At 36.8% G+C, this 21,818-nt stretch carries 21 protein-coding genes and 1 riboswitch; of the genes, 4 read left to right on the top strand and 17 right to left on the bottom strand.

The window, feature by feature from the left end; all coding sequences use genetic code 11:
• The 7 genes from NST21_RS12475 to NST21_RS12445 all read right to left on the bottom strand — a co-directional run bounded on the left by NST21_RS12475 (position 1) and on the right by NST21_RS12445 (position 6,583).
• On the bottom strand, positions 1 to 1,311 hold the full coding sequence (locus NST21_RS12475) for a Na+/H+ antiporter NhaC family protein (RefSeq protein ID WP_340889383.1): 1,311 nt from the start codon (positions 1,309 to 1,311) through the stop codon (positions 1 to 3).
• Between the two features lie 230 nt (positions 1,312 to 1,541).
• Positions 1,542 to 1,647: riboswitch (SAM riboswitch) on the bottom strand.
• Between the two features lie 327 nt (positions 1,648 to 1,974).
• Positions 1,975 to 2,646, bottom strand: a complete 672-nt coding sequence (locus NST21_RS12470; protein WP_053345832.1) for an SOS response-associated peptidase — start codon at positions 2,644 to 2,646, stop codon at positions 1,975 to 1,977.
• Between the two features lie 61 nt (positions 2,647 to 2,707).
• Complete coding sequence (locus NST21_RS12465; protein WP_157443964.1) at positions 2,708 to 2,863, bottom strand: hypothetical protein; 156 nt, start codon at positions 2,861 to 2,863, stop codon at positions 2,708 to 2,710.
• 423 nt (positions 2,864 to 3,286) lie between these two features.
• The gene (locus tag NST21_RS12460; protein WP_056527041.1) at positions 3,287 to 4,042 is read right to left on the bottom strand and encodes an amino acid ABC transporter ATP-binding protein; all 756 of its coding nucleotides are present in this window, start codon (positions 4,040 to 4,042) and stop codon (positions 3,287 to 3,289) included.
• A 22-nt stretch (positions 4,043 to 4,064) separates the two neighbouring features.
• Entirely contained in the window at positions 4,065 to 4,778 is a 714-nt protein-coding gene (locus NST21_RS12455) for an amino acid ABC transporter permease (RefSeq protein WP_223305291.1), read from the bottom strand.
• Positions 4,779 to 4,789: 11 nt separating this feature from the next.
• Positions 4,790 to 5,497: an amino acid ABC transporter permease gene (locus NST21_RS12450; RefSeq protein ID WP_340889381.1), complete on the bottom strand. Its 708-nt coding sequence runs from the start codon at positions 5,495 to 5,497 to the stop codon at positions 4,790 to 4,792.
• A gap of 210 nt (positions 5,498 to 5,707) precedes the next feature.
• On the bottom strand, positions 5,708 to 6,583 hold the full coding sequence (locus NST21_RS12445) for a transporter substrate-binding domain-containing protein (protein WP_340889379.1): 876 nt from the start codon (positions 6,581 to 6,583) through the stop codon (positions 5,708 to 5,710).
• A gap of 317 nt (positions 6,584 to 6,900) precedes the next feature.
• On the opposite strand from NST21_RS12445, the gene NST21_RS12440 reads away from it, so the two are divergent.
• Positions 6,901 to 8,082, top strand: a complete 1,182-nt coding sequence (locus tag NST21_RS12440; protein WP_340892523.1) for an acyl-CoA dehydrogenase family protein — start codon at positions 6,901 to 6,903, stop codon at positions 8,080 to 8,082.
• Between the two features lie 406 nt (positions 8,083 to 8,488).
• Here the strand turns inward: NST21_RS12440 and ggt are convergent, their stop codons facing one another.
• From ggt to NST21_RS12420, 4 genes are all read right to left on the bottom strand, one after another.
• Positions 8,489 to 10,564 carry a gamma-glutamyltransferase gene (gene ggt, locus NST21_RS12435; RefSeq protein ID WP_340889377.1) on the bottom strand — a complete coding sequence of 692 codons (2,076 nt, stop codon included), beginning with the start codon at positions 10,562 to 10,564 and terminating at the stop codon, positions 8,489 to 8,491.
• A 429-nt stretch (positions 10,565 to 10,993) separates the two neighbouring features.
• Positions 10,994 to 12,982: a TRAP transporter permease gene (locus NST21_RS12430; RefSeq protein ID WP_201180832.1), complete on the bottom strand. Its 1,989-nt coding sequence runs from the start codon at positions 12,980 to 12,982 to the stop codon at positions 10,994 to 10,996.
• The gene (locus NST21_RS12425; protein ID WP_445670512.1) at positions 12,975 to 13,481 is read right to left on the bottom strand and encodes a DUF1850 domain-containing protein; all 507 of its coding nucleotides are present in this window, start codon (positions 13,479 to 13,481) and stop codon (positions 12,975 to 12,977) included. The genes NST21_RS12430 and NST21_RS12425 overlap by 8 nt, the downstream gene beginning before the upstream one ends.
• A gap of 93 nt (positions 13,482 to 13,574) precedes the next feature.
• On the bottom strand, positions 13,575 to 14,549 hold the full coding sequence (locus NST21_RS12420) for a TAXI family TRAP transporter solute-binding subunit (protein ID WP_116822006.1): 975 nt from the start codon (positions 14,547 to 14,549) through the stop codon (positions 13,575 to 13,577).
• Between the two features lie 367 nt (positions 14,550 to 14,916).
• Between NST21_RS12420 and NST21_RS12415 the strand changes: the two genes are divergently transcribed.
• Both NST21_RS12415 and NST21_RS12410 read left to right on the top strand, forming a co-directional pair.
• A complete protein-coding gene (locus tag NST21_RS12415; protein ID WP_340889374.1) occupies positions 14,917 to 15,831 on the top strand; it encodes a LysR family transcriptional regulator in 915 nt (304 codons plus the stop codon).
• A gap of 281 nt (positions 15,832 to 16,112) precedes the next feature.
• Positions 16,113 to 16,934 carry an STAS domain-containing protein gene (locus NST21_RS12410; protein ID WP_340889373.1) on the top strand — a complete coding sequence of 274 codons (822 nt, stop codon included), beginning with the start codon at positions 16,113 to 16,115 and terminating at the stop codon, positions 16,932 to 16,934.
• A gap of 714 nt (positions 16,935 to 17,648) precedes the next feature.
• Here NST21_RS12410 and NST21_RS12405 read toward each other — a convergent pair.
• Positions 17,649 to 17,789, bottom strand: coding sequence for a DUF3953 domain-containing protein (locus NST21_RS12405; protein ID WP_242489163.1), 141 nt, complete (start codon positions 17,787 to 17,789; stop codon positions 17,649 to 17,651).
• A 296-nt stretch (positions 17,790 to 18,085) separates the two neighbouring features.
• Between NST21_RS12405 and NST21_RS12400 the strand changes: the two genes are divergently transcribed.
• The gene (locus NST21_RS12400; protein ID WP_157444554.1) at positions 18,086 to 18,235 is read left to right on the top strand and encodes a hypothetical protein; all 150 of its coding nucleotides are present in this window, start codon (positions 18,086 to 18,088) and stop codon (positions 18,233 to 18,235) included.
• Between the two features lie 538 nt (positions 18,236 to 18,773).
• On the opposite strand, the gene NST21_RS28825 is transcribed toward NST21_RS12400, so the two are convergent.
• From NST21_RS28825 to NST21_RS12385, 5 genes are all read right to left on the bottom strand, one after another.
• The gene (locus NST21_RS28825; RefSeq protein ID WP_445670511.1) at positions 18,774 to 19,049 is read right to left on the bottom strand and encodes a hypothetical protein; all 276 of its coding nucleotides are present in this window, start codon (positions 19,047 to 19,049) and stop codon (positions 18,774 to 18,776) included.
• A complete protein-coding gene (locus NST21_RS28820; RefSeq protein ID WP_445670510.1) occupies positions 19,046 to 19,318 on the bottom strand; it encodes an oxidoreductase in 273 nt (90 codons plus the stop codon). Before NST21_RS28820 ends, NST21_RS28825 begins: the two co-directional genes overlap by 4 nt.
• The gene (locus NST21_RS28815) at positions 19,269 to 19,550 is read right to left on the bottom strand and encodes an oxidoreductase (protein WP_445670509.1); all 282 of its coding nucleotides are present in this window, start codon (positions 19,548 to 19,550) and stop codon (positions 19,269 to 19,271) included. The genes NST21_RS28820 and NST21_RS28815 overlap by 50 nt, the downstream gene beginning before the upstream one ends.
• Before the next feature lie 69 nt (positions 19,551 to 19,619).
• Positions 19,620 to 20,645, bottom strand: a complete 1,026-nt coding sequence (locus NST21_RS12390) for an LLM class flavin-dependent oxidoreductase (protein WP_340889372.1) — start codon at positions 20,643 to 20,645, stop codon at positions 19,620 to 19,622.
• Between the two features lie 156 nt (positions 20,646 to 20,801).
• The gene (locus tag NST21_RS12385) at positions 20,802 to 21,809 is read right to left on the bottom strand and encodes an LLM class flavin-dependent oxidoreductase (RefSeq protein WP_340889371.1); all 1,008 of its coding nucleotides are present in this window, start codon (positions 21,807 to 21,809) and stop codon (positions 20,802 to 20,804) included.
• Positions 21,810 to 21,818 lie beyond the last annotated feature (9 nt).

Here is a 21,818-nt window from a genome sequence, read left to right as displayed (position 1 = left end):
TCAAGAAGTATGTTTCTTCTCTTCACTCCCTGAAAATCGCGGAAAACCAATCAAAATGGCTATGACTCCACAAATCCCAATTAATACTGGATAAAAAGAATAGGGTAAAATACTTACAGGTGAAATTTGTGCTACCCCCGCCGCAACAAGCAGTTGTGCCCCGTATGGAATTAACCCTTGAATACAACAAGCAAAAACGTCAAGCAAACTCGCCGATTTACGGGGATCGATGCCATACTTTTCCGCAATGTTTTTGGCTAGCGGACCGGCAATGATAATAGAAATCGTGTTATTTGCCGTAGATAGATTTGTCAAACCGACCAGACCGGCAATGCTGAATTCAGCACCTTTTCTTGATTTGCTATTACGGGTCACGACGTGGAGAAGATAATCGATGCCGCCGTTATGTTTGATGACTGACACCATACCAGCAATTAAAATGGCAAGAAAAGAGATCTCATACATTCCCGCCATTCCATCCCCAATTTTTTGAATGACTCCCATCAGTTGATAACTACCATCCGCTAACCCGATAATTCCGGCAAACACAATACCGATGGAGAGGACAAGGAACACATTGACTCCAGCTAATGCAGTGATCAAAACGCAAAGATAAGGTAGAATCTTCACCCAATTATAGGAATGTTGAGAGATAGCTGCTTGTTCACCCATTGTTAAAAAACCAAGGATGACACATGTGATGATGGCCGCAGGTAAAACAATGAAAAAATTCACTTTAAACTTATCCTTCATTTTCGTTCCCTGCGTTCGAACAGCTGCGATTGTCGTATCTGAAATGAAAGATAGGTTGTCACCAAACATCGCACCACCAATAACGGCAGCCATTGAAAGGGCAAGCGAAATATCGGTTTGTTCACTAATTCCTACACCTATAGGTGCTAGCGCTACGATTGTTCCCATGCTTGTCCCCATAGATAGAGAAATAAAACAAGCGATAATGAAAATACCTACCATTAATAGATTTTGCGGAAAAACCGATAACGCAAGATTCACCGTTGATTCTACCGCACCCATTCCATTCGCCACTTCTGAAAAAGCACCGGCCAAAAGGAAAATGATAACCATTAACATAATATTGGAGTCCCCGGCACCTTTACAAAAGATTTCAACTTTTTGATTGAAAGACTCTTTTCGATTCATTGCCAATGCAGCCGCTGATGCAATCGCAATCGCCACAATCACCGGAAATGAATAAAAATCTCTTGTAATAACCCCGGAACCTATAAATAAAATTAAAAAAACGACAAATGGGACTAAAGCCCAAGGATTCCCTTTATTGTTTGTACTCATGATGAACACCTCTTTTTATTTTTCCCATGACAAATATGTCACAGCCCTTTTTCATTGAACTAATTCGGTAAAAAAATTCTAGTAAGATCCAGCATTTCTTTCATATTATTGTAAGCATGACTCCAAAAGCATAATAGCCAATACAAAGCTAAAGCTAAACCCTTGAACGTGAAAAAAGACCTCTTCTATTAAACAATAAGAAGAGGTCTTTTAATCTATAAAAAACACCCTCCTCATCTTTCAGGCGTATTCGCCTGCTGGATTTGGCACAGCACTCCTATTAAGTCTGCTGCCGAGACATCTTCGGGCCAGTCCCTCCGTCTCTCTTGATAAGAAGATCCAAATTACGTAATGATATTATCAAATGTTCCGATGTCTACGAGTAAAGAATCAGGCAGGTTAACAAGTTCACTGCATTGTTCATTGCTAAGTTGTCTTTTTGCAGCCCTAGCTTTTCATCCATTCACTCTAGGAAAGTGACATCGATACCCGCATCGAAAAGCAAATATAAGAGTACAGTATTTTGTGTATTTCCGCAAGGTGTAGCCTAAAGTATTTTATAAGGAGGTTTTTTCAAATGAGTAAAGAGGAACTTATGAACGATGATAAAGTACTTCATCTTTAATAGGAAAAGAGAAAAACAAAAAGAGGTCCTAGGACCTCTCAGCAAATTTGGTGTATTAACTTAGGTGAATTATTTTTAGGTGAGTTCACATCAGTTGATACCTCAAAAGCTTCCATCTGTTCAGTATCAAATGATTTTAAGTATTGCTGCAGATATGCAGTATCATTAATTGAAGGATCCAGCCAAGTCTTTTCATCTTCAGGTTTAAGTATAACTGGCATGCGATCATGAATACTAGTCATTAGCTCATTCGGAGTAGTGGTAATAACTGAGCAGGAATATATCGTGATACCTTCAGGTGATTTCCATGATTCCCAGAGACCAGCCATTCCAAATGGGGCATTACTTTTAAGTTTTATTCGCATAGGTATTTTTCGTTCTGGTGCCTTCTTCCACTCATAAAAAGAGTCGGCAAGTATCAAACACCGTTTCTTCTTATACGAATTCTTAAAACTTGTTTTCTCAGCAATGGTCTCCGCTCGGGCATTAATCATCTTGTAGCCCATTTTCTCATCTTTTGCCCAGTAAGGTATGAGTCCCCAACGAAGATATCCAAGTCGATTCCTAGATCCGTCATTAATAACGGATAAGACAGAGTGAGAAGGTGCTATGTTGTAGCTGAATTGGTACTCGGCATTAAATGGAGCTTGAATATCAAACCTGTCAATTATTTCTTCAATGTCAGTGAAAAGGGTGAAACGCCCGCACATAATATCGCCTACTGTTTTAAGATTTATTATGATTGTAACAAATGGAGAGTTCAGTAACAAATTAGCGTTCTAAAATCCTAATGTCAGTAAAAGGTTGATTAAATAATTCGCTAGTAATCAATAGTGTGCCAAGGACTTCTCTTTCATCTTCAGCTTTAATAATTTCTGACAGAATTAATGTGCTGCCATTCTTAACTGTAACATTATATTCATTCAAAGTTTCACCCCCTGATAAGACTTGATAATTGTTATTATAAACCAAAAACTCACTTGTAAAAACTAAAGAGCACCGTCATCAATTAACTAAACGAAAGGAGAAAAGCATTGAAAACATACGTTCAATTATGCATTTTTTTAATCTAGTGATCAAGTGAAGCGTTAATTTCATCTCGTAGGATTACTAGTTATTTACACGAAATCCCCAACCAGGTTCTCATAGTTAATTCGTTTTTTGTCTACTTCATATAGGCTACACTAAAGCCCATAATTTCGTTGATTATTACTGAATGATTTATTATTTCAACACAAGTATGCGCTCGTTTTAATTACTTATATGTATAGAGTGATCGCTATTAATCTATAACTGGGGATCAGCTTCAAAAATTCACCCTTTTCTTATTAACTTAATTTCATTTAAAAATTAAATGTAAAAAATATAATCCTCTGGTAAGACCCTTTTTAAGAACTTCTTTGTTCTTTCTTCTTTTGGTTTCACAAAAATATCTTTAGGTGATCCTTCTTCTACTACTACACCAGCATCCATAAATATTACTCTGTTTGCTACATCCTTTGCAAAAGACATTTCATGCGTGACTACTAACATGGTTGTTCCTTCTTTTGCTATTTGCTTCATTACTGTTAAAACTTCACCGACTAGTTCAGGATCAAGTGCAGAAGTTGGTTCGTCAAATAGAATAATGTCAGGATTTAAAGCAACTGCTCTCGCAATACCAACCCTTTGTTGCTGACCACCTGATAGTTCAATAGGGTAAGCATTGTATTTTTCTGACAGACCTACTTTATCTAATGCTTTTTTACCAATCTCATTTGCTTCTGCTTTCGCAATCTTCCTTCCAATAACAAGACCTTCTGTCACATTTTCTAATGCCGTTTTATTATTAAACAGATTATAATTTTGAAATACAAAAGCTATCTTTTGCCTAATTCCATGAATCGCCTTTTTTGATGCTGTTTTAAGATTTACATCAATATCCCCAAAAATTGCATGTCCTTGATCTGCTTTTTCAAGAAAGTTAATGCATCGAAGTAATGTTGTCTTTCCTGAACCGCTTGGGCCCAGAATTACTACCACGTCACCCTTTTCTATTTTTAAATCTACACCTTTTAAAATCTCATTTTCTCCGAATGATTTATGGATATTTGTAATTTCTAACATCATGGCCACCTCCTGCTTCATTTCAAATACCTACTGCTCTATACCTACTTAAACGTTTTTCATACAGCTTAAATAAATACTCTACTAAACTACATAAAATCAGGTATACAAGAAAAATATCAATATAAGCCTCAACATAATTGTAGCCTACATTGGCAGCTACCTTGGCTCTTAGAGTAATTTCTTGCAATGACAACGCATATCCTAGAGATGTTGCTTTAATTAGATTGACTGTTGCTGTACAAATATTTGGTAATGCTACAACTAATGTCTGTGGAATGATAATTCTTCTAAATGCTTGGACATTTGTTAATCCGACTGAATAAGCAGCTTCTAGTTGTCCCTTACTCACTGTGCTTATTGCTGAACGAAACACTTCTATTAGAATAGCTGTCGTATTCAATGAAAAAACAATGAATGCGTACCAAATCGGATTTACATCGTATACATTCATTTCGATGTTATACTTATCAAATATCGAAGCTAGCAATAAGGGTACACTGCTATAAATAATAAAAATTTGAATTATGACAGGAGTTCCTCTTACAAAGGAAACATATATCTGTGCTACACGATTTAAAACCGGAATTTGATTTATTCTTGTTAAAGCAAGCAAAAATCCTAACGGAAGCGCAACAAGTAAAGCTACAATTGTAATGAATAACGCGGTGGGCACCCCTGATAATGCTACAAAAAAGGTTTCCACTAAAAATTTATAATCCAATCCTTCTGACACTCTGTCACCCCCTATGTAGTTGTTATCACTTGTTTTCCTTTACTAAATACCTTCTCTAATTTTAAGAATAGTTGTTCAATAGCAATTGATAATATCCAGTAAATAACAGCTAAAGCAAGATAAATTTCTAATGCATGAGTATTATAATTCCCAGCGATTATAAGCTCTGCTTTCCCCATGATATCTATCAATCCGATTGTATATGCTAGGGCCCCTTCTTTCATCAACTCAAGTAAGCTGTTACCGAAGTTTGGTAAAGCAACTACAAAAGCTTGCGGTAAAATAATTCTCCAGTACGCTTGTGTATTACTTAATCCTACACTTACTGCAGCTTCAAATTGCCCTCTATCTATAGATTCATACGATGTTCTGATAACCTCAGACATGGCAGCTGCAAATTGAAGCGAAAAGGTAATAACAACAAATACCGCTTTGTCAATGTCATTTAGGTTTACGCCAAAATTATCTGCAATTGCCGGAATCCCATAATAAGTTAGAAATAGGAGAACAATAGATGGTGTACATCTTAATATTGTTGTATAACCATTGGCAATTTTCTTAGCAATTTTACTATTTCCTATTTTCATTGCTGCTAAGATGAAACCTAAGATTGTCCCGAATATGACTGAGAGACCAGCAACCATTAATGTTACTTTTAGAAAAGGAATTAACATTGGTACTGACTCAACTATGTAACTTACATCAAAGTATTTCTCCATGTTTCACATCCATCTTCTTTTTCCTATTGAAAGGGTTCAATATTCAAAACGTAATCATTCTTCAATATTAGAGGTATATATACAAAAACTTGCCACTTCTTTACTTTTTAGGTTTGAGTTGAGGTTACTCACCAAAAACCTAAAATAAGAAAGTGACAAGTATAGCCTCAATGATTTACTTTTTTCAGGCTCTGTTAGATTAAAATGTTGTTATCTTTTTACAGTTTCCAATACATCAAACAAATCTCTGCCGTAAAATTCTGTACTTAACTGATTTGTCTTCTTTTCTTCTTTTAACTTTTTGATTGCTACATCATAAGCGTCTGCAAATTCTTGTTCTTTTTTGTTAAACAATGGCCAAGTTTTGATTACTGCGAATTCATTGTAAACGAGATCATTTTTTAAATTATGATATGGGCCATCTTCTGCTACTTGCTTCTTAAAAGCTCCCTCAATTGCTATTCCACCGTCTACACGACCTTCGTTTACCCATTGAACTACATCAACTGTGAATGCATCTCCGGCTTTTAATTTTACTTTATTGTCCTTATTGGCCTGGTTATATTCATCAACAATTGTATATTGCGCGTTGTTTGCAGCAATTGGTGCTAAAGAAAAACCAGCTGAAGCAAAGTCTTTTAGATTTTTTATCTTTTCATTTTCTTTCTTTAACACAAGTCCTGCACTGCTTAACCCAAGGAATTCTTTAGGAAAGATAAACTTCTCTGTCCTTTCCTGTGTCCAGAAAGCATTTTTAACCCCTGCTTGATATTTACCTTGTTCAATGCCTACTAATAAGTCATCACTTGATGTCCCAATATATTCAAATTCGTATTCTGGAAGTAATTCATCAACCAATTTCATAACTTCTACATCGTAACCAGTTGGATTTCCCTTCTCGTCTAACCAAGACATTGGTTTTGACGCTTGGTCATATGCTATTTTTACCTTTTTTACTTCTGTGTCGCTACTACCTTCATTTGTATTTGCTTCTTTTCCGGACGATGTACTTGAACCGCATCCTGTTAAAAGGGTTACTAATGCTAAACCGGTGGCTACCACATTGAAAAACTTTTTATTTTTCATAAAAAATCTCCTTCTTTTGTTTATTTGTATAATGCTTATTACATACCTTTAACTATCTTCATATAGCAGATCCACCTGCTGCCTTTAAATACCAACTATTTTGGTAGGTTAAGTATGGTAACTGATAATTTAAATATTAGATTGATAATATTTTAAAGTCAATGTATTTTTTGGAAATCTCCAACTTATAATCTACTGGATATAAATTCCTTGACAACTTAAACCATCACAATTATCATTTAAACCAATAAGAATAATAGGGATTATTTTGTTAAACTAATAGGTAAACCTTTTAAATAGCAGGAGGGCAAAACGTGATTAACTTATTTATTAAAACAGAGAGTCAAAAAACGTGGTTACATAAGTTACATGAACTAGAATCAAAATTCAAAAATAATTCTGCTCAAATTGATGAATTAGCAACCTTCCCAACAGAACACATTCAGGATTTAATTAATATGGGATATACAAGTTCAACTCTTCCCAAAGCCTATGGTGGCGGAGGTTTAAAAATATATGACATGATACTCCTTCAAGAAACATTGGCTAGTTTTGATGCAACAACAGCACTTTCCATTGGCTGGAACCTTGGAGTAATAGGCGAACTTTTTGAAAAAAAGAGTTGGACAGATAAGAACATAAACTTTTTTGCTAATGAAGTTCTAAATGGTGCCTTAGTGAATCGTTCAGTTAGTGAAGCACAAACAGGAAGTCCAACCCGGGGAGGCCGTCCTGGAACAAAAGCTGTCAAAAAAGAGAATTCTTGGGTTATTTCAGGACGTAAAACTTTTACAACCATGTCCCCAGTATTAACTTATTTTCTAGTATCTGCATGGATTGAAGAAAAGCAAAAGGTTGGATTTTTTCTCCTACATAAAGATTTAGTAGGACTAACCATAGATGAAACATGGGACGTAATTTCAATGAGGGGAACTGGAAGCCATGATCTGGTTCTTAAAGAGGTAGAAGTAGATGATTCAAAACTTGTCGAACTTCCTGAAATACCAAGTGGCAGCCAATTGAATGCATGGATTCTTCATATTCCAGCTTGTTACCTTGGCATTGCGCAAGCTGCAAGAGATTACGCTATAAAGTTTGCTAATAATTATTCGCCAAATAGTCTAAATGGACCTATTAGCCAGCTGGCAAATGTCCAACAACTTCTAGGAGAAATTGATTTAGAATTATTGAAAGCAAGGCATTTCTTATATAGCGTTGCAGAGGCTTATGATGATGAATCACGAAGAGCTCATATCACCAATGAGCTTGGAGCTGCTAAACATATTGTTACAAACGCAGCAATTACAATTGTCGATAAAGCCATGCGAATAGTCGGTGCAAAAAGCCTTCAACGAAGCAATCCTCTTCAAAGGTACTATAGAGATGTAAGAGCCGGTTTACACAATCCTCCAATGGATGATGTAACAATAAAAAAATTAGCATTATCTGCAATTGAACAGGAGAAATCTAATTTTAGTTATCCTGCACCATCAAAATAATTTTTGGGGTAAAAGAGCCTGTCCCCTTCATAAAGAATAATGTAGCTAAATCAGGTTCTTTAAATTAAATTTTAGACTGGATTTAGCATAATTCGTCGTATAGTTAATCTTACTTATATTGAATGAGAGGTATTTTATGATTAAGCTGCTTCACCCTTCACTTGCGTTATTTCTAAGTCTGCTTTCGCTCGCAGGCTTTATTTTGATTGGGTGCACACTTACCAAGTGACATTCTTGGTGGCTTTTTCACAGGTGGGTTTTGGCTTTAAAATAATTCCCCTTATGCACATAGCACAAGGGGAATTATTATCATTCAGTTAGGTTTATGACTATCATCACTTTCAAATTCTTCGTTCTCTAAGAGTATTTTTCAACGATAATAGACCTAAAACTTAGAGTAAAAAAATTAATTGGTGATAGTACCATCATCATCAGGATCTTCCACATCAGTTTTGTCTTTTTCTAACAGTACTACTTTATCTTTTTCGTCCCATTCTACTTTGTATCCCAATGATTTCGCGACTTTTATAACTGGTAAATACGATTTATTATCTGGTTTATATGTTTTTAAATCCGCTGTGCCAATTACACCTAAACCAAGTAGCAATTTATCTGACTGAATATAAGGTTTTCCATTAATGATTTTCATTTGATTGGCTGTATAGGGATATACGGCTCCATTCACTTTCAAGGTAAACGGTCCCTTCTTCTCTTCTCTTATTTCTTTTGGCTTTTTCGATTTATAGGATATCCTATCTACCCCAAGGACTGTACCTTGTCTCGTATTATCGGCTCCTCCATACATTTTCCCATGTTCATAATCAAAAATAACAGCCTGCACATTTCCAATATGCTGCGGTTGTTCTTCATATACATGCCCTTTTGCCATTAACTCCAATCTGGTATTTTGTTCAATTCCTGGTTCCCATCTCACAGTCGGATAACTAGCGGAATAAATACGAGGCATTAAAATGGCTTCTTGAATCGACATATGATGATCAATCACATTCATAATTGTTTCAGACACCGATGAGATAATCGTTGCTCCACCGGGAGAACCAATGGCCATAAATGGCTGACCGTCTTTTAATACAAAGGTTGGAGACATACTGCTTCTCGGTCTTTTTCCTGGCTCTACCTGGTTAACGCCACCCGGAGTCGCATCAAAATCCGTCATTTCATTATTAAGCATAAATCCATAATCAGGCACCATAATACCTGATCCAAATACTTGTTCAATCGTTGTCGTATAAGAAACCATATTTCCCCACTTATCCATGACAGAGAAGTGAGTCGTTTGTCCAATTGGGGTCTTCTCTTCTTTTACTTTCACCCTAGAAGTAGGTTCTTTGCCTTCATATTTCCATGGATAGCCTTCTTTTACATCAGCGGTTGATCTATTTGCCTTAATAAGTTTTCTTCTTTCTTTTATATAGTCGTCATCTAAAAGTCCTTTTTTAGGTACATCATAAAAATCTTCATCTGCCATATACGCTGCCCGATCAGCAAAAGCCAAATGCGTGGCTTCAGTTAGATAATGAAGATATTCTGGTGAGTTTGCGCCCATCTTTTGTACATCGTACCCTTCCATTAATTTCAGGATTTGTTGGACAGTCAAACTGCCAGAACTTGGTGAAGCTGCCCCTGCCAATTCGAATCCTCTATATTCCGATCTAATCGGTTCTCTTTCTTTCACCACATAATTCTCTAAATCCTCTGTTGTCATTGTTCCTTCGCGTTTTTGCACTTCTTTGGTAAGTGCTTTACCAATTTGGCCACTATAAAATACTTCTGATCCTTGTTTTTTAATTAATTTAAGCGTCTTTGCCAGATCTGGTTGAACGAGGGTATCTCCCTCTTTCAAGGGTTGGCCGTTAGGAACAAACACATTTGCTGCCGCTTGATTATTTTGAAGTTTTTTTACATTTTCATCGATGTATTGAGCTGTGATCCAATTTACTTTAACCCCTTTTTCAGCTTGTTTAATAGCTGGATCTATTACTTGAGATATATCCAACGTTCCATATTTCTCAAGAGCTGTTTCGACACCCTTTAACGTTCCTGGAACTCCTACTGCTTTTCCAGTAGTGTGACGCTTACTAAAAGGAATTGGTTTTCCTTTTCCATCTAAAAAAAGTTCAGGCGTTACATTTTGCGGGGCCATTTCACGACTATCAATCATTGTAATTTTATTTTCCTTTTTACTATAAATCATAATGAAACCACCGCCACCAATTCCAGACATCATTGGTTCCACTACGTTTAACGACAATTGAATGGCAGCTGCAGCATCGACCGCGTTTCCTCCCTGTTTTAATATTTTTATACCAGCCTCAGCAGCTAACGGATGAGCAACGGATACTATTCCTTTTGTTGCCCCCTTTTTCATTGACTTATCTACCCCAGGCACACTTGCAAAAGCCGGTGTAATCATACAAAAGAAACTGAAAGTAACTAAAATAAAACTTTTTATTAATTTCATAAATTAGTCTCCTTTCAAAATGATTATTGTTTCTAAAACAAATGCGATAACTAATGAAACTTTTACTGGTCTTCACAAATTCACAAAGGGCTGTTACAGAATTCGACTACATTCACTATTACCAGACGGAATGTGCGTGATGCACTCTATACTATATAAAAGCAGTTTGAACTGACTGAAGCACATTCTTTTATTCTCTCTTTTGTCAAAATATGAATTGGAAACTTTACCTCATCAAGCCACCCCTTTAAAATTAAAAACTAAAATTTGATTTAGATTTCTTATGCTATTAAAAAAAACCATTACCTGCTTTTCTTCAACTCTAGTATTTATTGATACCATTCATGTCCTTACGATTATAGTCACAAAGAGTGCAAACACATACATTACACCCTCTGCTGCCATATAATATCGTTGCAGGTATCATTTCTACATATTTTGTTTATGTTCCAATATATTAGAACTGTTATCCTTGTCTCGATTCCTCAAATATTGTAAACCAAGTAATATTACAAACGTAGTTAATCCAATAATGTCCGAAATTGTTTCAGGATAGATTAATAGCAACCCAACCACGATAGCAAGGATTCTTTCTAACCAGTGCATCCCCCTCACCCAGTAACCAATTACACCGGCTCCAATTGCGATCATACCCGTCATTGCTGTAAGAACAACCCATGCAACTTCCATCCAAGTTGTATCAATCATTAGCATTTGCGGAGAAAGTACAAAAATGTATGGAATAATAAATGCGGCTATTGCCAGTTTTGATGACTCTATCCCAGTTTTTATCGGTTCTCCACCAGAAACTCCTGCAGCTGCAAAAGCTGCTAATGCAACTGGTGGTGTTATGTCTGCAATTATGCCAAAGTAGAAAACGAATAAATGTGCCGATAAATCCGGTACACCTAGTAAAATTATTGCAGGCGCCGCAATTGTGGATGTGATTACATAGTTTGCAGTTGTCGGTGATCCCATTCCCAAAACAAGTGCTGCTACCATCGTTAGCATAAGTGTTGGTATTAAATATCCACCAGACAAATCGATTAAACCATTTGCCAGCTTTAGCCCTAATCCCGTTTTCGTCACAATTCCTACAATAATACCAGCTGATGCAGTGGCAGCTGCTACTGCAAGTGCTGTACGAGCTCCATCAACTAATGCATAAATAATATCAATGAATTTCATACGTACATCTTTGTTAATAAATCCTACTATGACAGAAATGACAATTGAGTACAGTGCAGCATGTGTAACCGTTATATTTGACATGAGTAATAAAACAATGGCGATTATCGGAATTAATAAATAAATCTTACCAAATACTTCTTTCTTACTAGGCATTTCTTCTTTGGTTAACCCACGCAATCCAAGTCTCTTCGCTTCAAAGTGTGTCATTATCCAAATTCCTGAAAAGTAAAGTATGGCTGGAATGGAAGCTGCTTTAGCTATATCCCAATACGTAATCCCGTTACCAATAAACTCAACCATTAAAAATGCAGCAGCCCCCATTATTGGCGGCATTAATTGACCACCTGTTGAAGCAGCTGCCTCTACTGCACCAGCAAATTCCTTTTTATATCCAAGGTTTTTCATCATCGGAATCGTGAATGCTCCTGAAGTAACAACATTAGCTACAGAGCTTCCGCTTATCGTTCCTTGAAGAGCACTTGAAAAAATTGCAACCTTTGCAGGCCCTCCTATTCTTCTACCAGCAATCGCTGTTGAAAGATCATTAAAATATTGACCAACCCCTGTTCGAATAAGGAAAGAACCAAATAATAAAAACAGGAAGATAAATGTAGATGAAATCGCTAATGGCGTGCCTAATATCCCCTCCGTAGAGAAAAACATCGTTTGTACCATACGCTCAAAGGTTAAACCACGATGTGATAAGAACCCAGGCATATATTGTCCAAAAAGTCCATAGAGAACAAATACTATGGCAATAACCATAATGGGAAGACCTACTGCACGCCTAGTAGCCTCAAGTACAAGTAGAATCGCTACTAAACCAACTGCAAAATCCAAAGTGCCTAAACGACCAACATTCATAACGAGATCCTCGAAAAATAATGGCCAATAAGCGCCTACTCCAATACTAAGAACAGCTAAAATAATATCGTACCAGGCAATTTGGAACTTTCCCTTTTGACGTTTCTTGCGGTTTGCGGGGAATAGTAAAAAAATTAAAGAAAGTGCAAAACCTAAATGTATCGTCCTTTGAATTTGTGCTGTAAAAACACCAAAAACAGCCGTATATAATTGAAATAATGAAAAGGCTAAGAGACCGATAAAAGCAATGTAACCCAAAATACCTGTTAATTTCCTTGTTCCCGCTTCGGGATCGTATTTTTCTAATAGTTCCTGTTGTTCTTCTTCCGTTAAATACTTCGCTATTTCGTTATCATCAGCCATTTATATTCACTCCATTCAATTGTTCCCAAAATGAAATTTTTTTTGGAGAAATTCTGATCCATGTGCCTGGCTTAATAAAACTTGAAAATGTGTATGTACACCCCTTATAAATTACCCGATGATTTGCTCTAACTTTCCCTATCCTTAAATCGATATATGCAAATTGGCGATTCATATTTTTTATATAATAAGTGCCATCTTTCTCTTCAAATACTTCCTCACCTTCTGCATTAGAAGGCATACCAACTGCAAAATCTTTATAGGCAAGCTCGGTTAGTTTCATTTTCTTGTCGGATAAGTGATATGTTTCGAGTACTTCTGATAGGTGAATAGAGTGTGTATACTTTATTTGAACGGTTCTTTCTTTTTTTAACGGTAAATATGCTAGTAATTCCTCTTGATCCTGGTAGGAAAAAGCAATGACTTGTTTATATGGAAAGAAGAATAGAAAAGCGCTAAACAATAGTAGAGGTATACAATAAATCGTAAATTTCTTCACTCTCATAGATACCCCTTTCAAAATTAGGAATCTATTTTCCAGAAAACAAAAGTCGATAGAACACATGTAGCGTACTACCGACCATTATAGTGTTTACTGAGTAACACCTTTTTCTTTAAAGTATTTAGCTGCACCAGGATGAAGCTCCATATCCCCTAATCCTTCAAGTGCCGTTTCAGGTGTAATGAACTTACCTTTTGCATGTGTGATTTTGTCTGTATTTTCATAGATAGCTTTTGTCATTTCATATACTAATTCTTCATCAAGATCCTTTGATACAACTAACATTGCTTTAACAGCCACCGTTTTAATGTCAGATTTTATTTTATAAGTGCCACTAGGAATGGTATCCTCTGCATAGTATGGATATTTGTCAACCAATGCTTGAACTTTGTCGTCTGCCATTGGAATAATGATAATATCATTTTGTACAGATAACGCTTCAACCGCACCAGTTGGTGTACCTGCAGTTATAAATGCTGCGTCAATATTACCTGCCTGGATCCCGTCAGTTGACTCATCAAAAGATAGGTTTTGTGCTTTAATATCTTTGTCTGATAATCCATGAATTTCTAGAATTTGCATGGCATTAATGTATGCTCCTGATCCAGGTGCGCCCACTGATACTTTTTTCCCTTTTAGATCACTAACTGATTTAATTCCACTTTTAGCTGTCGTTACAAGTTGTACTGTTTCCGGATATAAAGAGCTGATTGCTTGGATATTATCAATTGGTTTTCCTTCAAACATTTCTTTACCTTCAATTGCATAAGCTCCGATATCTGTTTGCGAGAAAGCAATTTCAGCTTCTCCCACTCTCAAGGTTTCCATGTTTTCAGCTGAAGCACCGGATGTTTGGGGTGTTATATTCGCCTTTGTGTTATCAGAAATGATATTTCCAATTTGTCCACCAAGTGGATAATATGTACCGCCAGTTCCGCCAGTCAATAGACTTAAGTTTTGGCTTCCACCGCCGGAGACACCTTCTTTACTGCCACTACATGCTGTCATGATTCCGATAAGCATCAAGATACTAACTAATAAAAAACCACTGTATAATTTTTTCATTAAAATCCTCCTTTTGCATTTTTATCACCATTTAATAGATGATATTGTTAATATTCTACCGACCACCTTGATTTCCCTGCATTTTCCAGCTAGACCTTAGTACTGAAAATCTCTAGGAATAAATTATTATTTTTTACAAAATCAGGAAAAAAACAAGGCGTAAATGGGTCAAAATACTGCAAATAAATAAGAAAATTCAATCATTTGTGAGTGGAAATCCCTAATTATACAGCTCCACCCTTTATTAAAGGAGAATATTGACTCTTCTATATTAGAAATATATTATTGTTATAAACTTATAAGTGTTAATTATAAAAATTACCTTTTTGGCAGTGATTCTTGAAATCCAACTGAAGTGAGTGATCATATGAATTTTCTATCTCTACGCTATTTTATAGAGATTTCTAACCATCTTAGTTTCAGTGAGGCATCCAAAACCCTGCATATTTCCCAACCCGGGCTAAGTCAACAAATCTCTTCCCTTGAAAAACAACTAGGTTTTAAACTTTTAAATCGAACAACAAGAAAAATCACATTAACAGAGGAGGGAGAGTACATCTATAAAAAACTCGCTCCTTCTTTCGATGATATTGAGAAAACGATCAATTACATAGTTGAAAACAAGATTATCCCCAAACCTAAAATAGAAATCGCTACCGTACCCTCTGCAGCTAGCATTTATATCCCAAAGCTATTAAAAAAGTTTCTAGGGGAATATCCTGATGTTGAATTTTATCTACATGAAACAACATCATCAAGGGCTGTCAAACTAGTTAATCAACAAAATTATCACATCGGGTTTATCCGAACACCCATTCACAATAACATAATTGCCCATGAAGGATTGAACATGATTGAATTCAAAAGGTTTCCATTACAATTAGTGGTTTCAACAGTTCATCCACTAGCTCAAAAGGATTCTATACACTTATACGAAGCAAAGGATGAATCTTTCATTCATTATGATGCGGTTCAAGCACACTCCCTTCAATTTCTATTGGAAAAGGCTTGTTTAACTGCTGGATTTTCTCCGAAAGAATTATGTAAAGGATCGGAATTATTAACTATAGCTAATTTGGTCTCTAATAACCTAGGCGTTGCTCTCATGCCCAAAGATATGATTGGTTTGTTAGGGACAAGTAACGTTAAAGCTTTAGACATCGATAACACTGAATTAACTAGTTCCATTTCAGCGATATGGAAAAACACCGATGATACGTCATTATTAACTAATCAAATTTTGCATACTTTACAAAACGATCCAACGTTTTACGATAAATAAGAGTTTTTTTATTTACGTCCTTCAAAAAATTAGAATATGGTGGGCTTATTTTGTATGGCCTTTCACGAATATATTTTCATACAAAATAGTTGCCTTAAAGACAACTCCAATCTTCAGCTAACGCACGATCCAATAGTTTAATTGGAAATCTTCACAATATTAATTAACAAAAATACATCCATTTTCCCTTTAAATTAGAAGCTTATGGTGTAAACGTGTTTAGTAATTAAAAGAACCGGGTAATAGTAGTTTTGGCATATAAAAAATAGGAGGATTAGAATATGAAGGGGTCGCTAGATACATATAAATTTCTGGAATTCATCCAAGAAAATATAGAGGATTTTGAAGATTCATTATTAAACGAAGCATCTAATGTGAAAGAAAAAATCGAAGAAATTTTAACGGTCGGTAATATTGACCTGATAAATAATGCCCATAGTCTGATTCAATACATTATTGAGGGTAAAGAACAAGAACTTCAATCATTTGCTAAGCAAGAAGGTATAGCTTGGGCGACACACGCAATACCATTATCTTTCAAATTAGAGTGGGTGCAAGCCATTCGAAGAACCTTGTGGAAGTTCCTACAAGAATATAATGAGGTAACGAATAAGGCTTTAACTGAAGAATTTTTTTCGGTAGAAAAAAAGGTAAATAATCAAGTAGACAGGTTTTTAAATGTTTTTTTTATCACCTATTCTCAATACAAAGATTCATTGATAATGGCTCAAAAAGAATTGGTTGAAAATCTTTCGGTGCCTATAATACCAATAACACCCACTATATGTATTTTACCTTTAATTGGTGCGGTTGATCTTTACCGAACGAATATTCTCGAGAAAAAAGTTTTAATAGAGATTGGAAAATTACGTATTCAAACATTGATTATGGACTTATCTGGAATTATGGAAATGGAGCCTGAAGTAATTGATCATTTAATGAAGATTATTGACGGCACTTCATTAATGGGATGTACCACTGTGGTTACCGGGTTAAGAGCTGAAGTGGTTAGAAAAATGATAAACGTAGGAATAAGATTAAATGAAAAAGCACAAACATTGGGAACTTTACAACAAGCATTGAATAAATACTTATTAAGTTAAACACGGAGAATCTTAGAGGTGGGTCGCTTTGCCGACTCTTTTTTTAATTGGCTATATTCTGACCAACTGTCTAAATATTTGTTCCTGCCCCGCAGTTACATCTCGGTATAAAAACTATAGTGAGGGTATTTAGTATTTAATTCAACACCAATCAATTCATTTTCATCTTCAACTAAAAAATGCCCGGTTAGTAGCATAAAGAAAGAGCTGACAAAACAAACTGTGAAACAAAAAAACCTCTATTAATTAGAGGTTTTTTTAGAACTATCTTGCATAACTTTATCAATAGCTGAGATAGTAGATTCTATATCGTCACAGGTTTCGATAATTTGTGTATCCAAATGTGTTAGTTCATAACAATTATTGTCATAGCATACAGACAATAACGGTATACCATTTTTGTTTTTGAAAGTTAATGTTATTTCACAGTTAGTATACTGTTTTAAGGTTTCTAACATTGTTTTAATGTGGTCTAAGGACATATCGTCTTAGTCTCCCTTCTATTACAGAGGGAAGATGACTAAGAGAAGTCTGGAGGTGCCCCATATAATTCTAATTTTAACTCTAATTAAATATAACATACTAATGATTAAAAGTATTGTTATTCGATGTAGCTATACAGTACGAATACACTACACTTGTAACAAACCTGCCCCTTTGTGCCATAATAAAAAGACTACCTCAGCAACCTTTCTTATTGAATTAAAGCACCCGTTAGTGCATTAAGAAATCCTGTATGGAAACAAATAAAACAAATAAAGAGATAACAATGCTCATATATCCCACAAAGCCTTTTCTGTCTTTTTGAAGTTCTGCTAAACCTATTTCCAATATAAGTGTCCCTAAGAAAAACATACAATACGGCATTAACTCGGTTTAGATTCAGTTATTAAACTATAACTTGATAGAACAATAACAGCTATTGCTAAGATAATTCTAATCATATTATCCCCCCATTTTTTTCGCAATCTATTATGTAAAACATACCCAAACTATAAAATAAACGAACTCATTTAAAGAACAAATCCTAACTTTTATTAATAGCCTTATAAATGATAAGGGGTACTTTTTCTCCAATTTAAGCTTAAGATGGAAAATCGATGGTTCTACGGCATTGCCAGGATGTTGTTATTACCTCAGGAGAAATAGTTTTGTTACTTCAGACAAATAACCCAGTCGTAAGACTTGATAAAGAATTGGATGAGCTCATTCAGATTGCTATCAAAACGGAAATACTGTTAGAGGAAATTAAGTATTTTTTATCAGGAAGTAAATCAGTATTTACATTTGAAAAAAAATGAGTAAATACGTTGTTGGTTCTCGCTGAGGTAAGATGGACAATTCAATATAATAAAAATGTTTGTGTACTGGTTTTATTAAGCTTTAGGGATATTACCCTGCCATACTGCAATGGATCCTGAATCACACCATCCGTTTAATGCATTATTTAGGGGTTGCTGGAAGAGAAAACGAGCATAAAGTTCGATGCACCTCTCTACTGCAATGCTTTTCCAATACCTTTACTGCCACCTGTCACGAGTGCCGTTTTATCTTTTAATCCCAGGTTCACTTTAGATCCAATCCTTTCAATGGGCGTCTATTGTTGATTATATATTAACAATAACTTCTAGTCATAAACAAATGAACTATGGCTGATTTTCTGCTCCAATACTCAATAAAGGAGGGAAACCACTAAGATGGTTTCCCTCTAAAATGTTCCGTCTTGTTTAGTATAAGGTATATTCTTATACTTGCTGAGCAAGGACAATTATCATCACGATTCCCATTTTTTGTTGAACAATTCAAGGAAGCAGAGATGGAATGAGATAAGTGAACTCCTTATACAATAGGAAGCCAGTCAGGGATGCCAGTATAGTACTTCCACATTTTATCAGAAATAGCCAGTTCTTTTTGATCTTTTTTAGATAATGTTGTACGGATTTTGTTTTCTTCACCGGCTTGTACTTTTTGTACCCACTGAGGTTCCATTATCAATTCCCTCCCTAAAGCGATTAAAGGTACACCTGTTTCAAATGCTTTCATCACTTCTTCGGGTGCCCGCAGCATCCCAACACCCATCACAGGAACATGATCGCCGACACGCTCATGGATCATAACAACTTGGGATGTCTGATGTTATCATCACGGATTGATCCGTTCCAAAAGCCGCCGACAGAATTATGGAGATAATCCAGGTCCTGGTCCGCTAACTTGTCCACTAATTCCAACGTTTCTTCCATGGTGATGCCAGGATTCTCTCTTTCTTCAGGCGATAACCGATAGCCGATGATAAAAGGTTTTGTTGCATGGTCTAAAACTGCTTTTTTAACGTCGTCAACTACAGCAAGCGGGAAGGACATACGTTTTTCCAGCGTTCCACCCACCCAACTTGTCAGTTCTGCGATTTGAGTGTGGAGAAAAGAATTGCTGAATCAAATACGTATTGGCACCATGGATTTCAACTCCATCATACCCAGCTTCGATTGCTCTTCTGGTTGCTTCACCAAATGCTTTAATAATTTCATCGATTTCGTCTGCTGTCATTTCCCAAGGTACCACGGCATCGTCCCGTTCCGCTGCTACCGCACTCGGAGCAATTGGTTGACGATCGAGCATTTTTATTCTATGAAAAAAAATTTTTAGAGATACATTAAAAGCTTGCCATAAGGATCGGCCAGTTTTGACCTATTTTAGCTGAGTAATTTCTGCCAATATTTCATAGGAATGGAGGCGGGCCTTATGATCGTAAACCTGGGCGATTGCCATGATTTCATCGGCTTGACTTTCATCCATAAACTTTTCCAGCTTTTCTTTTACGATTTGAGGACTGCCAACAATCGAAGTTCCTAATTGTTTCTCAAGGGCAGCTATTTCATAGTCGCTCGCTATATCATTAATATTATCCACTGGCGGCTGCAATGGGACTTCCTTCCCGCGCATCAAATTCAAGAACTGCTGCTGCAATGTTGTAGCGAGCCGCTCAGCTTCTTGATCTGTGTCGGCCGCAATGATGTTTAGCCCTACCATTGCATGCGGCTTGTCCAGTACTTTAGAAGGCTTAAACGAACGGCGGTACAGCTGGATAGCCGGCAGTGTGTTATGCGGCGAGAAATGGCTCGCAAATGCAAACGGCAGTCCAAGCTCTCCTGCCAGCTGGGCACTATATCCGCTTGAACCTAACAGCCAAATAGGTATGTTTAATCCCTCACCCGGAATTGCTTTAACATGACTATATCCTTGTGCCAGGGAAGGGTCAAAGTAATTCCGGAGCTCAGCCAGCTGCTCAGGGAAATCTTCTCCTGAACTTCTCAAGTCACGTCTTAATGCACGTGCGGTAAGCTGATCAGTGCCTGGTGCACGGCCCAAGCCAAGATCAATACGTCCTGGATATAATGATTCCAGAGTACCAAATTGCTCAGCAATAACAAGAGGTGCATGATTCGGCAGCATAATGCCGCCTGAACCTACCCGGATTTTTGATGTACCTGCTGCAACATGGGAAATGACTACCGATGTTGCAGAGCTGGCGATAAATGGCATATTATGATGCTCAGCGAGCCAATATCGGTTATACCCCAGCTTTTCAGCGAGCCGGGCCAGCTCCAAAGTATTGCGAAAAGAATCAGCCGGCGTACTTCCATCTGCAATTGGAGAGAGATCCAGGACCGAGAATGGAATATCCGTAATTTGTTTTGTATCATTTTCAGGCATATGCTCATCTTCTTTCTTTAAAAATTTCGTTTCAAACCTATAAAAGAATTTACAGGTTGTTTTCTTTGTCTTCTTTTACTGCTTCAATCTAAATCACATTAATTTAACTGATTTAATATCTGCAGAAAATACATCCTTTATTAGACTAGACACTGTTTAATTTACTGCAGCCTGAGCCAAAATTTCATAAGAGCGCAGCCGTGCCTTATGATCAAAAATCTCTGTATGAGCCATAATTTCATCAGCGTCAGTCTTTTCTATTAACTCATGGAGCTGCTGCTTCACACCTGCAGGGTCCCCGATGATGGAAGTGAAAAGCTGTTCTTCAACCGCCCTGCGTTCATTATCGTTCCAAATCTCGTCCATGTTATCAACAGGTGGCAAAATGGGCGAAGGCTGTCCGCGAGTTAACAAAAGAAATTTTTGATACATCGAAGTGGCAAGCCTTTGTGCCTCCTGTTTCTCATCAGCAGCCACCACTTGAACGGCTAACAGTACATAAGGCTCCTCCAAAAATTGAGACGGACGAAAATAATCCCGGTACAGTTTTATGGCCTCCATCATGTTACCTGGAGCAAAATGTCCCGCGAAAGAGAATGGTAACCCAAGTATTCCAGCCAATTGTGCACTATAAAACCCTGAACCTAACAGCCAAATTGGCACATTTGTTTTTTCGCCGGGAATGGCGTGAAAGCTAAATAAACCATTCTTAGTGGCTGTTCCTGTACCATAAAGATATGCGATAAGCTCCTCAAGCCGGGCATCAAATTCAGGTTCACCAGCAACCCGCTGCCGCAATACATTTGCTGTATATTGGTCGGTGCCAGGTGCCCGCCCCAATCCAAGGTCGATTCGGCCAGGGAAGAAGGATTCTAATGTTCCAAATTGCTCAGCCACGGAAAGAGGAGAATAATGAGAAAGCAGCATTGCGCCTGATCCAATACGAATTTCTTCCGTGACAGAGGCTACTCGTCCAATTACGATTGGGGATGCTGAACTCGCCATTCCTGCCCAATTATGATGTTCAGCAAGCCAAAACCGTTTATATCCCCACTGCTCTGTTTTCTTTGCTAGATTAAGCGTGTTTTGAAGGGAAAGTTCGGCTGATCCTCCCTCGACAATTGGGGAGGGATCTAGTACTGAAAGTTCTATTTTCTTTGTCATAATTCTTCC

The organism is Peribacillus sp. FSL K6-1552, assembly GCF_038005205.1.
In the GTDB taxonomy this organism is placed as follows: Bacteria; Bacillota; Bacilli; order Bacillales; family DSM-1321; genus Peribacillus; species Peribacillus butanolivorans.
The sequence above is the reverse complement of the archived record's forward strand: the minus strand, read 5'-3'. Positions and strand labels throughout refer to the sequence as shown.

Coding starts and splice junctions, on each gene's coding strand:
- NST21_RS12475 (WP_340889383.1), bottom strand. CDS start 1,311: ATGAGTACAAACAATAAAGGGAATCCTTGGGCTTTAGTCCCATTTGTC.
- NST21_RS12470 (WP_053345832.1), bottom strand. CDS start 2,646: ATGTGCGGGCGTTTCACCCTTTTCACTGACATTGAAGAAATAATTGAC.
- NST21_RS12460 (WP_056527041.1), bottom strand. CDS start 4,042: ATGTTAGAAATTACAAATATCCATAAATCATTCGGAGAAAATGAGATT.
- NST21_RS12450 (WP_340889381.1), bottom strand. CDS start 5,497: ATGGAGAAATACTTTGATGTAAGTTACATAGTTGAGTCAGTACCAATG.
- NST21_RS12445 (WP_340889379.1), bottom strand. CDS start 6,583: ATGAAAAATAAAAAGTTTTTCAATGTGGTAGCCACCGGTTTAGCATTA.
- ggt (WP_340889377.1), bottom strand. CDS start 10,564: ATGAAATTAATAAAAAGTTTTATTTTAGTTACTTTCAGTTTCTTTTGT.
- NST21_RS12430 (WP_201180832.1), bottom strand. CDS start 12,982: ATGGCTGATGATAACGAAATAGCGAAGTATTTAACGGAAGAAGAACAA.
- NST21_RS12420 (WP_116822006.1), bottom strand. CDS start 14,549: ATGAAAAAATTATACAGTGGTTTTTTATTAGTTAGTATCTTGATGCTT.
- NST21_RS12415 (WP_340889374.1), top strand. CDS start 14,917: ATGAATTTTCTATCTCTACGCTATTTTATAGAGATTTCTAACCATCTT.
- NST21_RS12410 (WP_340889373.1), top strand. CDS start 16,113: ATGAAGGGGTCGCTAGATACATATAAATTTCTGGAATTCATCCAAGAA.
- NST21_RS12405 (WP_242489163.1), bottom strand. CDS start 17,789: ATGTTTTTCTTAGGGACACTTATATTGGAAATAGGTTTAGCAGAACTT.
- NST21_RS28825 (WP_445670511.1), bottom strand. CDS start 19,049: ATGATCCATGAGCGTGTCGGCGATCATGTTCCTGTGATGGGTGTTGGG.
- NST21_RS28815 (WP_445670509.1), bottom strand. CDS start 19,550: ATGCTCGATCGTCAACCAATTGCTCCGAGTGCGGTAGCAGCGGAACGG.
- NST21_RS12390 (WP_340889372.1), bottom strand. CDS start 20,645: ATGCCTGAAAATGATACAAAACAAATTACGGATATTCCATTCTCGGTC.
- NST21_RS12385 (WP_340889371.1), bottom strand. CDS start 21,809: ATGACAAAGAAAATAGAACTTTCAGTACTAGATCCCTCCCCAATTGTC.